The 16,717-nt window shown below is 54.1% G+C and carries 4 protein-coding genes; 2 read left to right on the forward strand and 2 right to left on the reverse strand.

What is annotated here, in order from left to right; all coding sequences use genetic code 11:
• The first annotated feature begins 160 nt into the window (after window positions 1–160).
• Window positions 161–856, forward strand: coding sequence for a winged helix-turn-helix domain-containing protein (locus MES37_RS10345; protein WP_064542280.1), 696 nt, complete (start codon window positions 161–163; stop codon window positions 854–856).
• A 91-nt stretch (window positions 857–947) separates the two neighbouring features.
• On the opposite strand, the gene MES37_RS10350 is transcribed toward MES37_RS10345, so the two are convergent.
• A complete protein-coding gene (locus MES37_RS10350) occupies window positions 948–1,529 on the reverse strand; it encodes an OmpH family outer membrane protein (protein ID WP_133522164.1) in 582 nt (193 codons plus the stop codon).
• 644 nt (window positions 1,530–2,173) lie between these two features.
• On the opposite strand from MES37_RS10350, the gene MES37_RS10355 reads away from it, so the two are divergent.
• Complete coding sequence (locus MES37_RS10355) at window positions 2,174–15,670, forward strand: autotransporter outer membrane beta-barrel domain-containing protein (RefSeq protein WP_237931260.1); 13,497 nt, start codon at window positions 2,174–2,176, stop codon at window positions 15,668–15,670.
• Between the two features lie 57 nt (window positions 15,671–15,727).
• Here MES37_RS10355 and MES37_RS10360 read toward each other — a convergent pair whose 3' ends face one another.
• Complete coding sequence (locus MES37_RS10360) at window positions 15,728–16,654, reverse strand: LysR family transcriptional regulator (RefSeq protein ID WP_237931262.1); 927 nt, start codon at window positions 16,652–16,654, stop codon at window positions 15,728–15,730.
• Between the last annotated feature and the right edge of the window lie 63 nt (window positions 16,655–16,717).

Genomic DNA, 16,717 nt, shown 5'->3' on the forward strand with positions numbered 1-16,717 from the left:
GATGGCTAGTGCATTGATATAAAAAGTAAAAATTCTTACATGATAAATTTAATCCTCGTTGGTTAAATGAAATTTAATGGCTTTATAAGCAAAAGTTAATTTGCTTCGGTTAATCTTTATACGAGTTGGCAGGTGCCAATTGACAGTACGAGGTTAAAGGATGTCCAATCCTGGCGATAAGTATATTATAGATGGTATGGTGGTTTTTGACCCGGAAGATAAAAGTATCTATAACCTTCTTACACATAAGAAGAAAAAGATGCATGCTACCTGTACGCGCTGTTTGATTCTTATGTTGGAAAATCCATCCAGAGTCATTAGCCAGAGTGAATTCCTTTTATTTGCATGGCCAGATACGCATAACGATGTTTCTTATAACACTTTTTATCAGTGCATTCTGAACCTGCGCCGTTCCTTTTCTGAAATTAAGTACGAGCCAAAACTCATAATAACCGTACCTCGTAAAGGGTTATGTTTGTCGTCGAGTATTGATATTGTGAAAACAGATACTCAGACGCAAGCGACAGACAGTAGCACGCAGCCGAAAAATCAAATTCAGGTCGAGCAGAATAAAGAACTGTTAAACACGATTTCAACAATGGATATTGATGCGGAGGATATCCAGACCATAAAGAAGAAGTATAAAGTGCTCATGACTTATGTACTGCCTGCGGCCATGACACTGATATTGGTATTGTGCATTCTGCTAAGAAGAGAACTGGTGCATGAGAGCGAACTCTATATTTCTTCATTCAATAGCGATAAGACCAATGTCAATTCGAAACCCCAATCGGATTGTACTATGGAGCCAGTGACATCTAATAAAGATGCGGTGACTTTTAATAAAAGTGACTGAAAACTAATGTTGTGATTTTCTATCTATTAATTATGAATAATTAAACAGCCGCCAGTGTTATTCGATTCACTGGCGGCTGTATGTTATGGGCTTATTTTGGCTCCATACTTTTTGGTTCAATCTCAGTTTTGCCCATCTGTTTATTGACGACAACTTCCGGCAATTTGCCGTAATCTACCCTGGTGTTGGCAAGTTGGGTAATGATCTGCTGACTGATGTCGTTAGCCGGATTAGAGGCCACAACCTGGCTACTGTCGAGAACCAGGTCGATTTTGTTACCAGTACGGTAGGTTTCAACTACTGCGACAATGGCTTTCACGCTTTTAACCCGCGCACTGCTGCGCTCGATATCCCACTGGCGGTTTAAGGTCATAGCATCAGCTTCGCGGGCTTTCTGTTGTTGATCCGCAGGAATGTTCGCGTAGGTTGCCTGTGCATCTGTACTGGCTTTAACCAGTACATCTTTAACTTTCTCGCCCCATTCTTGTTCTTGCTTACCTATTGGAGACGTTTCCAGAATTTTAGCCATATTCACATAGGCAATTTTTTGTTGGCTCAAACCCATTTGATCGCAGCCAGCAATACTCAACAACGCAATACAAAGAGGTAACTTAACCAGCAAACTTTTATTCCATTTCATCTCTATCTTCTCTTTCAGATACTTGTCTGCCACTCTGTAATACTCCCGGAGGCGTGAGTGTTCAATGAGTTAATTCACAAGATTGGATTTTTTAGAGTCTAAGGCAACAGTAACGTTATCGCAATACATCACGGCGTTGAAATAAAATTGCCGACAAATGATTCTATCATATCTTCTTACGTAGGCATTTTAGTAGGATTTATCTGACCTGGATAATAAGATAAGAAAAAAGTTAAACTCATAGCATGGTTTGTTGCAGATTCTATGTTTGTGAATTATATCAACGGGTTGTGTATTTTGTTCATACAATAAAATCTTACCTTCGCGTGGTGTTAATTTCTTATCTAATTATGTATTTAGTGCCATTTTGTATGGCGAAATAATAGTTTGCGTTAAGTTCAGTACTTTTGGCGATGTAGCTAGTTTGGCAAAAAATATTACTCACCTCGTTTGCATTTGCGTAATGCGAAAGCTATTTTTTTGTTATTACCGTTTGGTAAAATAAAAACATCAAATTGGTATATAAAATAGAAGTTATAAGCGGTGTCAGCATTGTGTGCACGCGCGATCAAAAAACCAAGCTAACACTCCCATCCCTCGGCTTCTTCTGACGAATATCTTTAATTTCAGTACGCGACCTGCGGACAAATATAAATACTCGAAAAGTGAATTAAATCATGAACACTGTTTATCGCATTATATGGAGCGTGGCAAAGCAATGCTGGATGGCCGTCTCTGAGTTGACCAAAGGCCGCAGCAAAAGCTCTCGCAGTAAAACGGGCCCAGGTGTTGTAGTGCTGGCGATGTTTGCATTGTCCGGAACGGTGCATGCTTCAACGGTGACATGGTCCCCAACCGGGCAAGGCTCCGGGGGAAGCGGAACCTGGAATGTGATCGATAGCGAATGGTTCAACGGCACGGTGATGCTGCCATGGAACAACCTGGCTGGGGACAGTGCCTTGTTTGGCGGCACGGCGGGCACCATCACTGTGACTAACCCGATAACCGTTCAGGATCTGTTATTCAACGTCAATGGTTACATTATTAATGGTGGGACGCTGAGTACGGCTTCAGGCACCATGGGGATTAATGTCGGCAGCGGCAACACCGCCACGGTGAATTCTATTATCGCGGGTACTGGCCGTGTGGATATTAATGGCGGCGGTATTCTGGTGCTCGGCGGCACTAACACTTATAGCGGCGGCACCACCATTACCAATAACAGTACTCTGCGAGTCTCCTCGGATAGTAGTTTGGGGGCGGCGGCGGGTTTACTGACTCTGGGTAATTTGTCATCTCTTGGCACGCTGGCTATCACCGGCGGGCCTTTCATTAGTACCCGTAATGTCGCGCTTGCTCAGGGCGGCGGTATTATCAATGTGGCATCGGGTGCAACGGCGACCGTTGGCGGCGTGATGAGCGGTACTGGTGCACTCACCTTAAATGGCGCTGGCACGTTGATCCTCACCGGCGCGAACACTAACACCGGCACAACAACCGTTTCGTCTGGCACCCTGCAAATTGGCAACGGTGGCACGACGGGCGTGCTGGGCAGCAGTGTGGTCACCAATAATGGCACTCTGACTTTCAACCGCAGCAATAGCTACACCTATGCGGGGGCGATTAGCGGTACCGGGCAACTGGTGCAGAGCGGCAGCGGCACCACCATACTCACGGGCGCAAATACCTATAGCGGTGGCACCACCATTAATGCAGGTACGCTGCAAATTGGTGGCGGCGGTGCAACGGGTTCGATTACCGGCAATATCACCAACAACGGTTTACTTAGCTTTAGCCATAACAATACTTATACCCAGGCGGGGGTGATCTCCGGCAGCGGTGCGGTGCAGCAAAATGGCGGCACCACCATCCTCTCGGGCATCAATACTTATACCGGCGAGACACAGATAAAAAGTGGCACGCTGCAAGTTGATAGCGATAACAATCTTGGCGCATCGTCAAGCCAGATCCATTTCACCGGAGGTGGCAACTTTCTTGCTAACTCTTCGTTCACTACCGCGCGTAATGTCGTTATCGACAGCGGGTTTAACAGTTATCTCGGTAGTGCGAATGCCAATGCACCGTTGACTCTGAACGGTGTCGTGTCGGGTGCTGGCGCGCTTGGCGTTTATGCCGGTAACGTGATTCTGACCGGGGCTAACACTTATACCGGCGGCACTAATATCTGGGGTGGTTACCTGTCGGTGTCAAATGATGCCAACCTCGGTGCGGCTACCGGTAGTGTGAATTTCATCAATGGCGGCACGTTGCGTTTGCTCAGCGACTTCACCACATCGCGCAATGTGGTGTTAAGCAATAATGGTACCTTCGAAACCTTCAACGGAACGTCGCTGACGCTAAACGGGACAATTTCTGGCGGTGGCTGGCTTCTGCTCACCAGTGCGGGTAGCCCTGGCGGCACGGTCTACCTCAATGGTACCAACACTTACACCAACACCACTTATCTGCAAGGCGGCGTTAAAGCGATAGTATCCAATGCTGCAGCTTTGGGTAGCGGAAAAGATGTCAATATCGGCAACGGTACGCTGGTGGTGACAGGCAGTTATGCGATTAACAGGATTGGGCTCAACACTGGTGGTGTGACTGTCGATGTCGCACCTAATATGACATTGACCGTTAATAACGACATTTATGGCAGCAACTCCGCTTTACGCAAAACTAATACCGGGACATTGGTGCTGGCGGGGACCAGCTCCTCGACTTCTGGTTTTAACATTGCCGAGGGGACATTGCAGGTCGGCAATGGTGGGGCATCAGGCTCGTTGGGGACGGGGAACGTCGTCAACAGCAGTTCGCTGGTGTTTAACCGGTCAGATGCTTACAGCTACGCGGGGGCGATTTCGGGGACCGGTACGCTCACTCAAAATGGCAGCGGCAGCACTACGCTTTCCGGTAACAGCACCTACACCGGCACGACACGCGTTGCGGCGGGTTCGTTATATATCAACGGTAACCAGACCAATGCTACCGGGGCGACCACCGTCGAATCCGGAGCGACCCTGGGCGGCGCAGGCACCATTGGCGGCGATGTGACGATTGCCAACGGCGGCATTCTGGCACCGGGAGCCTCAGATAGCGCGGCGGGTACGCTGACGATTCGCCGTAACTTGCTGCTTTCTGGCGGTTCGATTCTGAACTATAACCTCGGGCAGTCTGATGTCGTCGGCGGGCAATATAACGACCAGACCGTGGTCGGTGGCAACTTGACGCTGGACGGCACGCTGAACGTCAACACTACCGCCGGTGGGACTTTTGGGGCCGGTGTTTACCGCATCATCAGTTATACCGGGACACTGACCGACAACGGCCTGGCAATTGGGTCAATGCCTGCGGGCTCGAATACTGAGTTGCAGACCTCGGTTAACGGCCAGGTTAACCTGGTCAACTCGTTGGGTAATATGCGTTACTGGGATGTCGCCCAGAACAATGGTGCCGTGAATGGCGGCACCGGGATCTGGAACAGCGGAGCGGGGGCCAACAGTAACTGGTCTAATGCTGCGGGGACGACGAATGGGGTTTACAGCCAGGGTTACGCCGCATTCATGGGCACACCTGGTACCGTCACGGTGGATGACAGTCTTGGCGCGGTGACCTCCGAAGGGATGCAGTTTGCCACCAACGGTTATACCGTCGCTGGCGATGCCATCAACCTGTCCGAAACTACGCCAGGTTCAGGGCAAACCACCATCCGTGTGGGTGATGGGACCACCGCAGGAAGTAACTATGTTGCTACCGTCGGTTCAGTGCTACAGGGCAGTACAGCAGTAACCAAAACCGACCGCGGTACGCTGATCCTCACCGGTGCCAATACCTACACTGGCGGCACAACCGTTAGCGCAGGCACCTTGCAGCTCGGTAATGGCGGCACTTCTGGATCGATTATTGGCGATGTGCTCAACAACAGCGCGCTGGTGTTTAATCGCAGTGATACCGCCACATTCGGCGGCGTGATTTCCAGTACCGGTATCGTCAATCAAATTGGTTCAGGCACCACAATTCTGACCGGTGCCAATAGTTACAGTGGCACCACCACAATTTCATCCGGCACCTTGCAGGTTGGTAATGGCGGCACCACCGGTACGCTGGGTACCGGTGCGGTGACAGTCACCACCCCTGGCGGATTGGTATTCAAACGTAGTGACGCCGTGACCTATGGTGGGGTTATCTCTGGCACCGGTTCTGTGGCACAAAGCGGCACCGGCACCACCATCCTGACGAATAACAATACCTACAGCGGCGGCACGACGATCAACGCCGGCACATTGCAGTTAGGTAATAACGGCGCTGCGGGCTCGGCCACTGGCAATATCGTCAACAATAGCAAACTGCTTTTTAGTCGTAATGCGACATATACCTATGCCGGCGTGATTTCTGGCAGTGGTTCGGTGGAACAGCGCATCGGCTCACTCACCTTGAGCGGAACGAATACTTATGCCGGTGACACGCTGATGTCCGGTAATAACCGTTTATATGTGAGCAGTGACGCCAACCTCGGTGCTACATCAAGCCGTCTACGTTTTACCGGAAATACCGCCACTGCATGGCTTATCGCCAATGGGGCGACCACGCTAGCACGCGACGTGATTATCGACGCTGGTTCTCAGGGGAGTTTTGGGAGTGCCAGCTCGGCAAATCCATTAACGCTGGCTGGAAACATTTCCGGTGGCGGTTTGTTGGGGGTCAGGCAAGGTCGCGTTCTTATGACGGGGAACAGTACTTATACCGGTGGTACCTACATCAATGGCGCGATACTCGGTGTGACGAGTGATGCCAGCATGGGGGCTGTGTCTGGTGGTCTGCAAATGGATAACGGCGCTGTCCTGCAAGCGCTGAACAGCCTAAGTATCGCGCGAAGCATCAGCACAACCAACACCGGGGGAACCATCCAGACCATCAATGGTGCGACGCTGACGTTGAGCGGGTCAATCTCGGGTGGCGGTGCTCTCACATATAACAATTCAGGTTCGGGAAGCGGCACCATTATCATTGCTGGTAATGCCAACCCTAACGGTACTTATGTGAATGGGGTGACGCTGCAAATCGGTAACGGTGGCACCACCGGCGCAGTGGGCGGAAATATCAGCAACAGTGGTACCGTAGTCTTTAATCGCAGCGATATCGCTAACTATGGCGGGGCTATTTTCGGTAGCGGTGGAGTGATACAAAACGGCACGGGTACCACATCCCTGACCGGCGCCAATACTTACACTGGCGGCACCACTATCACGGCGGGTACCTTGCAGCTCGGTAATGGCGGGGCGAGCGGGTCGATTACCGGCAATATCCTCAATAACAGCAACTTAACGTTCAAGCGTAGCGACGTTTATACCTATGCGGGAGCGATAACCGGCAGCGGTACTATTCACCAGAGCGGCACCGGCACCACGATACTGACCGGCACGAATACCAATGCGGGTGATACCACGATTGATTCCGGTACCTTGCAGCTCGGCAATGGCGGCACAACGGGTTCCATTACCGACAATGTCATCAACAACGGCACGCTGGCCTTTAACCGCAGCGACAACGTGACCTTTGCTAATACCATTTCTGGTACTGGCGGCCTGCAGCAAAACGGCTCGGGTTACACCATCCTGACCGGCAACAACAGCTACAAAGGGGCCACCACGGTATCGACGGGTGGGCTGATTGTGAATGGCGATCAAACGGCTGCCACCGGCGCGACCACCGTCGCCGCCAATGCGGTATTGGGCGGCACCGGCACTATTGGCGGTAATGTCACCATCGCTAATGACGGTATTCTGACACCGGGCAGCACCAATGGGACTGGCGGCACTTTAACCGTGAAGGGCAATCTTGCCCTCAATGGCACGTCAATCTTGCGTTATACCTTCGGTTCGGTAAATGGCGTGGCGCAAAATAGCCTGACCAACGTGGGCGGCAATCTGACGCTCGACGGTCGTCTGGACGTGACTATCCCAACCGGCGGTACCTTCGATCCGGGTATCTACCGTATCTTCAACTATGACGGCACGCTGACCAACAACGGTCTGGCGCTGGGCAACATGCCACCGTCAACGACTGTTGCACTGCAAACCGGAGTGCAGGGGCAAATCAACCTGATCAATACCACCGGGAACCTCACCGCAGTGTGGGACGGCAGCAACCCGACCAACTACAACAATGGCGCGGCGGATGGCGGGGCCGGTATCTGGAACCGCAATCTGGCGAACCAGTCCTGGGGTAACGCCAGCAGTTCAATCAACTCAACTTATACTCCAACGTCGTTCGTTATTTTCCAGGGCACGCCAGCGACCGTGACGGTGGACAACACTTACGGCTCGATTTCCACCACCGGCTTACAGTTCGCGGTTAGTGGGTACTCACTGGTGGGCGGGGCGATAGACCTGCTTCAGACGGCATCCGGGACCAACAGCACCACGATAAGCGTCGGTGACCATAGCGATCTCGGAGCCAACTACACCGCGACGATTGGCTCGGTTCTGCAAGGCAGCACCCGACTCACTAAAACCGATAAAGGCACGCTGGTGCTGACGGGGAATAACACCTACAGCGGCGGCACGGCAATTGACGACGGGACGCTACGTGTTTCCAGTGACAGTAACCTCGGCGCGGCGGCGGGCGCATTAAGCCTGAATGGCGGTACGCTGGAAAGCACCAGCACATTCGCTACCGCTCGCACAACCACGCTCAATACCAAGGGTGGAACGTTCAATGTCGACCCAAGCCAGACACTGACTCTGAGTGGTGCCATCGGTGGTGCAGGCAAACTGACCAAAACCGATGCCGGTAAACTGGTGTTGAGTGGCACGAATACGTATAGCGGCGGTACCGACATCAACGGCGGTACGGTAAGCATCTCCAGCGATAGCGGTCTTGGCGCGGCGAGCGGCGCGCTCAGTATCACTGGCGGAACACTGGAAACTACCGCCACTATGGCGTCCGCCCGGGCGACCTCCCTCAATACCGGCGGCGCAACGCTTGACGTTGACGGCGGCACCACACTGACGCTGAACGGCGCTGTCAGTGGCAGCGGTGCGTTGACCAAAATCGACAGCGGTACCTTAGTGCTGGCAGGAACTAATACTTACAGCGGCGGTACCAACTTCAACGCGGGTAAAATCCAGGTATCCAGCGATGCCGGCCTTGGCGCGGCCACTGGCGCATTAACCTTCAATGGTGGATCACTGGAAACTACCACCACGATGACGTCCGATCGAAGTGCGACGATCAATGCTGGTTCGGCGACGTTCGATGTTGATAGCGGCACCACGCTGACCATGAATGGCATTATTTCGGGTACCGGTGCGCTGAATAAAGCGGATGCTGGCACATTGCTGTTGACTACAGCCAACACCTGGAGCGGCGGCACCACCATTTCTGGTGGCTCGCTGAAACTGACCAACACCGATGGCGCGGGTTCAGGCACCGTTAATATTAACGCGGCGGCTGGCCTTGAACTGGCGCTAGCCTCCGCCAGTGTCTTTGATAACGTGCTGGCCGGTGTCGGCACCACCACGGTTAGCGGGGCGCAGGCCACCATCACCGCGAATAACGCGGCTTATACCGGCAGCTGGAACGTGACCAGTAGCGGCACTCTGGCACTCCCTGGCAGCGCAACCAGCAGCACCAGCAATTTGGGAACTGGCGTGGTAGTTATTGCCGCAGGCGGTATCGTCAATACTCAAACCACCGGTGCATTCAGCTTTAACAACGCGCTGACCGGTAGTGGCACGCTGAATGCCTCTAACGGTGGGCAGGCGTTCAGCTTCGGCAGCGGAGTGGGTGCTAACTTCGCTGGGGTCGTCAATCTGACCAACAACAGCTTCGCGTTGTCCGGCAATAACACCACCGCGTTGACCCGCGCCACGCTGAACATGAATACAGGTAACGTCACCACCGTGGGCGCAGGCAGCCAGGCGGTGGGAAACCTGGCCTTCAACGGCGGCACCCTGGCGTTCGCGAACCTGCCGACCGGCACCGTGGCAACGGGTGCACTGGCACTGACCTCAGGCAATGTTCAGCTTGACCCGCAAAACGCCGGCACTTCCGGTAATCTGCTGGTGCAGGACGAAGGCACCACCCAACAGCTGATTTCTGCCACCTCGGTGACAGGCTCTGAAGGCAACCTGGTGCTGAAGGATCAGGCCGGGAATGTACTGACCACCGGCACATCCAGCATCGTTCAGGGCGGCAACACCGTGGCGGTCGGTAGCTATTCCTACGGCCTGGCAACCCGCGCCGCAGGCAGCAGCACCGTGGACGGATTGTACGCCACTTACCGCCTGAGCCAGCTGGCGTTGCAGTCCGGCCAGACGATGACGCTGGCGCAGAATAGCGGTGCCAACGGCACGTCTGCTGATATGTCTGCCAGACTCACCGGTAGCGGTAGCCTGGCGATTGACGCGGGTAACGGTGTGGTGTCGCTGTCTAACGCCACCAACGACTATACCGGTGAAACCAGTGTCACCAGCGGCACGTTGCAGGCGGGCAGTGATAACGCGCTGGGTCACACCAGCAAGTTAAATCTCGCGGATACCACCACGTTTGATCTCAACGGTAAAACGCAGACTATCGGTGCGCTGAATGGCCTCGCGGGTTCAACGCTAAATATCAACAGCGGCACGCTGAATCTCAGTAATGGCGGAGTGTCGGCAGGTGTCTTGACCGGTGCCGGACAACTGAACGTTAACGGCGGAACGCTTGATGTGCTGGGCGCGAACACTGGCCTGACGGCGGCAACGGCGATTGCGACCGGCGCTACCGTTAAGATCAATAATGTCGACAGCCTGGGCAGCGGTGCGATTACCACCGCCGGTACGCTGGTGGTGGACGCGGCAACCGGCTCGCTGGATAACGTCATTAACGGCGCGGGCGCGGCGCAGCTGAGCAATGCCGCCGATGTGACGCTGGCGGGTATTAACACGCTGTCGGGAAGCTGGAACACGGCGGCAGGTACTCGTCTGACCGCCACGGTAGCGGCGAATCTGGGGACGGCGGTTATCAACAATAGCGGGACCTTTAATGTCGATACCACCACCGACTGGACGCTGAATAACGCGATCAATGGTACTGGTGCCGTGACCAAAAAAGGCAGCGGTATGCTGACCATCGCCCACGCCAATACGTACAGCGGCAACACCACGATTTCAGGTGGAGTGCTGAAACTGACCCACACCGACGGTGCAGGAACGGGCGTGGTGAATATCGATACCGCAGCGGGGCTTGAGCTGGCGCTTGCCACAGCCAGTGTCTTCGATAACCAGCTTGCCGGTGCCGGAACCACCACGGTCAGCGGCGCGCAGGCGACCATCACGGCGAATAACTCCGCCTACACTGGTAACTGGAATGTGACCGGTAGCGGCACACTGGCACTGCCGAATTCTGCGACCAGCAGCACCACTAATCTGGGAACGGGCGGCGTGGCTATTGCCGCGGGTGGCACCGTTAATGCTCTGACCAACGGCGCGTTCAGCTTCAACAACCTGCTGACCGGAAGCGGCACGCTGAATGCTACCAGTGGCGGCAATGCGTTTAACTTCGGCAGCGGTGTGGGCGCAAACTTTGCCGGAACCGCGAATCTGACCAACAACACCTTTGATCTTTCCGCTGACAACACCACCGCACTGACCCGCGCCACGCTGAAAGTGGGCAGCGGTAACGTGACCACGGTGGGCGATGGTAACCAGCAGATTGGCGGGCTGACGCTGAACAACGGCACCATGCAGTTCAACGCTAACGCACCGGAGCAGATTATCGCGGATAGCCTGATTACTGCTGGGACGCTGGAAATCAACCATACCGGTACGGTGCGCCTGAGCCTGCCGCAGCCGTTTACACCGAGCCCGCCGGATACGCCAAATACCACCAACTTGCTGATGCAGGATGAGGCGAACGTTGGCGTTCAACTGGTCAGCGCCAGCAGCGTAACCGGTAGCGGTGGTGCCATCGTATTGACCGACCAGAACCAGCGGGTCATCACGGCGGCACGCCAGCTCGATATCAACCAGAATAACCAAAATGTGGCACAGGCGACCTACGACTACCGTCTGACCTCCAGCACTCAGAACAATGGCTTGTATGTGAACTACGGTCTGAAGCAACTGGATCTGTACGCGGGCCAGACGCTGACCCTGGCTGAAGATACCGGTGCCAGCAGCGTTTCTGCTGATATGTCTGCCAAAGTCACCGGCAGCGGTAACCTGGCCATTGACGCCCGTGATGGCGTGGTGTCGCTGTCTAACGTCACCAACGACTACAGCGGAGAAACCAGCGTGATCAGTGGCTCGTTACGCTCTGAATCTGATAACGCGCTGGGTCAGTCCAGTACACTGAATCTCGCGGATACCACCACATTCGATCTTAACGGCATGACGCAAACCCTTGGCGAGTTGAACGATCTCGCGGGTTCAACGCTAAATATCAACAACGGCACGCTGAATCTCAGCAACGGCGGCACTTCCGCAGGCGCACTGACCGGTGCCGGACAACTGAACGTTAACGGCGGCACGCTCGCTGTGCAGGGCGCGAATACTGACCTGACGGCGGCAACCGCGATCGCCAGCGGCGCGATGGTGAAGATCAACGATGTCGACGGTCTGGGCAGCAGCGAGATTACCACCGCTGGTACGCTGGCGGTGGATGCAGTCACCGGCGCACTGGACAACGTCATCAACGGTGCGGGTGCGGTGCAACTGAGCAACGTCGCCGATGTAACACTGGCGGGTATTAACGCGCTGTCGGGGAGCTGGAACACCGATGCTGGTACCCGTCTGACCGCCACGCAAGCGGCGAATCTGGGTACGGCGGCTATCAACAATGCCGGTACTTTTAATGTCGACACTGCGACGGACTGGACGCTGGATAACGCGATTGGCGGTAGCGGTGACGTCACTAAAAACGGCAGTGGCATGCTGACCATCGCTCACGCCAACACTTACAGTGGCGGTACGACGATTTCTGCTGGAATGCTGAAACTGACCGACGCCGATGGCGCAGGAACGGGCGTGGTGAATGTTGACGCGACTGCCGGGCTTGAGCTGGCACTCGCTACAGCCAGTGTCTTTGATAACCAGCTGGCGGGTGCCGGAGCTACCACCGTGAGCGGCGCGCAGGCGACCATCACGGCGGATAACTCCGCGTACACCGGCAACTGGAATGTGACCGACAGCGGCACGCTGGCGGTGGACAGTGCCACAACCAGCAGCACCACCAATCTGGGCAGTGGCAGCGTGGACATTGCCGTCAGCGGCATCGTTAATGCACAGACCACCGGCGCGTTCAGCTTCGACAACGTGCTGAGCGGAACGGGCACCCTGAATGCCTCAAACAACGGGAATGCGTTCAGCTTCGGCAGCGGCGTGGGGGCGAATTTTGCCGGTACTGCCAATCTGACGGACAACACCTTTGATCTGACAGGCGACAACACCACAGCATTAACTCGTGCGACATTACAGGTCGGTACTGGCAACGTGACCACGGTGGGTGACGGCGATCAGCAGATCGGCGGGTTAGCGCTGAATGGCGGCACCATGAAGTTCAACGCCACGGCACCGGATCAAAGTGTGGCGACCAGTCTTATCACTGCGGGTGCGCTAGACATCAACCGCACCGGCACCGTGATGGTGAAACTGCCGGAGCCGCTGACCGCCAGCGCGCCGGACACGCCGAATGCCACTAATCTGTTGATGCAGGATGAGGGCGAAACGGGCGTGCAACTGGTCAGATCCGGCGCGGTCACCGGTAACGGCGGCGCCCTGGATCTGGTGGATCAGAACGGTGTGAAAATCACCGCGGCACGTGAGATTGACGTCAGCCAGAACGGCAATACCGTCGCGAAAGGGACCTATGACTACCGTCTGACGTCCGGCGCGCAGAGCGATGGTCTGTATGTGAACTACGGCCTGACGAAGCTGGATCTGCAGGCAGACCAGACGCTGACGCTGGCACAGGATACGGCGGCGAACGGCGCTTCAGCGGATATGTCGGCGAAAATCACCGGCAGCGGTAATCTGGCTATCGACGCCCGTGGCGGCCTGCTGTCGCTGACTAACATCACCAACGATTACAGCGGTGAAACCAGCGTTAATTCGGGAACGTTGCAGGCGGGCAGTGATAACGCGCTGGGCCAGACCAGCAAGTTAAACCTGGCGAGCGCAAGTGCGTTCGATCTGAACGGCAAAACCCAGACACTCGGCGCGCTGAACGGTGAAACGGGTTCGACCCTGAATCTCAATGGCGGCACGCTGGATCTCAGCAATGGCGGCACCTCAGCAGGCGCACTGGCGGGTGGCGGCAAACTCAACGTCAATGGCGGCACGCTTGATGTGCAGGGCGCGAATAGCGGGCTGACGGCGGCAACGACTGTCGCCGCAGGCGCGACGGTCAGCCTCAATCATGTTGACGGTCTGGGCAGCAGCGAAATCACCAGCACCGGTAAACTGGTGCTGGATGGCGCAACCGGCACGATGGATAACACCATCAAAGGCACGGGCGAAGTTGTTAAACGCGGTGCCGGTGAAGTGGTGATGACCGGTAAAACCGACTGGACGGGTAACACCCTGATTGATGAGGGCGAGCTGACGCTCGACGGCTCACAGGGCGGTGCGCAACTGGTCAGTAACATCATTGCCAAAGACAACACCGCGTTGTCGCTGCGCAACGGTGCCAGCCTGACCGGCTGGATTGATCCGACGGATGTGAACATCGATAGCGCCAGTACCTGGAACATGACGGCGGATTCGCTGGTTGATGACGTTAACCTCGCGGGGACGCTGAATTATGTGGCACCGGGCAGCACGCCAATGGCCGCAGGTCGCACGCTGACGGCGAACAACTGGAACGGCCAGGGCGGCACTCTGGTGCTGAACACCGTGCTGGGGGGTGACAACTCAGTCACCGATAAACTGCTGGTGAACGGCAATACCAGCGGCAACACCTTTATGAAGGTCAACAATGCGGGTGGCAGCGGCGCGCAGACGGTGGAAGGGATCCGCGTGGTGGAAGTGAAAGGCCAGTCTGACGGGACGTTCACCAAATCCGGGCGTATTGTCGCCGGGGCGTATGATTATAGCCTGGTGAAAAAAGGCGCTGACTGGTTCCTCACCAGCCTGGATACCACGGCGAAACCGCCAGAGCCTGCGAAGCCAGGCGAACCATCACCAGAGCCTGAGAAAAAAGGCCAGCCGACGGTGCGTCCGGAAGCGGCGGCTTACACCGCTAATCTGGCGGCAGCCAACACCATGTTTATCACCAGCCTGCATGACCGCCTGGGTGAAACGCAGTACACCGATGCGCTGACGGGCGAGCAGAAAGTGACGAGCATGTGGTTGCGCCAGCTTGGCGGGCAAAACCGCTGGAAAGACAGCAGCGGGCAAATCGAAACCCAGAGCAACCGTTACGTCACGCAACTGGGTGGTGATATCGCCCAGTGGAGCCCGGATGGCCTGCAACGCCTGCACCTCGGGGTGATGGCGGGTTACGGAACCAGCAGCAGTAAAAGCCGCTCGAATGTGACCGGATACCGTGCCGAAGGGTCGGTGGATGGTTACAGTGCCGGGCTGTATGCCACCTGGTATCAGAATGATGAAACCCGTCAGGGCGCGTATGTGGACAGCTGGGCGCAGTACGGCTGGTTCAACAACGATGTGAATGGCCAGGACATTAAGGGTGAGTCCTACAAATCCAGCGGTATCACGGCGTCGCTGGAGATGGGTTATACGCATAAACTGGGTGAATTTGCTGGCAGCCAGGGTTCGCTGAATGAATGGTTTATCCAGCCGCAGGCGCAGGCTATCTGGATGGGGGTTGAAGCTGATGACCACCGTGAAAGCAACGGCACACGCGTCAGCGGTGAAGGCGACGGCAACGTTCAGACCCGTCTGGGTGTGCGTACGTATCTGAAAGGGCACAATAAAATCGATGACGGCAAGGGCCGTACCTTCCAGCCGTTTGTCGAAGTGAACTGGATACATAACACCCAGAGCTTCGGTACGCGTATGGATGGCGTGAGCCTGACGCAAAGTGGCGCCAGAAATATCGGGGAAATTAAAACCGGTGTGGAAGGGCAGCTGAATTCACGGCTCAATATGTGGGGCAATGTGGGCGTGCAGGTGGGGGATAAAGGTTACAGCGATGCCTCGGCGATGGTAGGGGTGAAATACAGCTTCTGATAGAACGTGGATGTCGCTGCGTTAATCCGCCTGCGACATCCACCCTTTTATTTCCCGTTATAATAAGCCTTTGATCGATTTAATAATCGATGAGAAGGCTTTATTTTTCAGCGACTTTTTCTTGTATGTCATATACAGCGTGATATCGGGAATAATAAACTCATCTTTAAACGCCACCGCTGAAAGATTATAAGTCGACTTGAATTTTTCATAAGCTTTAAAGGGTACTAAAGCCAGTAAAGAGGAATTTTCTGCCACGGAAAATAATGTCGTTAATGACGGTGTGGAAAATTGATAGGAAAATTTCCCATGCTGCATTTCGATGGTGTTTTTAATTTTTCTGGCCGCCAGTGAATTGCTTGATATTGATATGTATTTTTCTCTTTGTAGTGAGTCAGAGTCCACTGGTCCGTTGGCAAGATGATGATTTTTACTGCAAATAAAAATCAATGAGTCGTGATAAACCACCTCGCTGGCATAGGCTGGATTATGGTTTTCATTGATATCCAGAACAATGTCAGCATATTGTTTCGATAAAATATCGTCATCTGTGACTTCTACTCCATATTGGTTGACGTGTTGAATACTGTAGTTTTCATTATTTTCATAGATGTTATTGACCAATAATGGGAAGACGTTCCATGAGTAATAATTAGAGCAATAAATAACATAATGGGTTTTGGTATCAGAAGTGACAACATGCCCCACGTAATCAATAAAAGGTTCGAGTTTTTTCTCTATCTGATGATGGAGTTCGTTGGCAAGCAATGTGGCTCTGAGAAGATTATTTTCTCTGATAAACAATGAATCATCAAAGTAGGTTCTCAGCTTCTGTAAGGATTGGCTGATAGCCGATGGCGTAACCTGCATTTTGGTTGCAGCCTTGGTCATGCTTTTGTGTAAATACACCATCTCGAACACGATTAATAAGTTCAAATCGAAATTCTTTATTGCATCAAACTTTCTTGATGAGTCGCTACGCATAACGTCACCTTGCAGAAAATAGCGTTAAAATTTATATGTTTTTTATGGTTAAATGTATATAAC

The sequence above is a fragment of the Buttiauxella sp. S19-1 genome, assembly GCF_022134725.1.
In the GTDB taxonomy this organism is placed as follows: Bacteria; Pseudomonadota; Gammaproteobacteria; order Enterobacterales; family Enterobacteriaceae; genus Buttiauxella; species Buttiauxella ferragutiae.

Coding starts and splice junctions, on each gene's coding strand:
- MES37_RS10345 (WP_064542280.1), top strand. CDS start 161: ATGTCCAATCCTGGCGATAAGTATATTATAGATGGTATGGTGGTTTTT.
- MES37_RS10355 (WP_237931260.1), top strand. CDS start 2,174: ATGAACACTGTTTATCGCATTATATGGAGCGTGGCAAAGCAATGCTGG.
- MES37_RS10360 (WP_237931262.1), bottom strand. CDS start 16,654: ATGCGTAGCGACTCATCAAGAAAGTTTGATGCAATAAAGAATTTCGAT.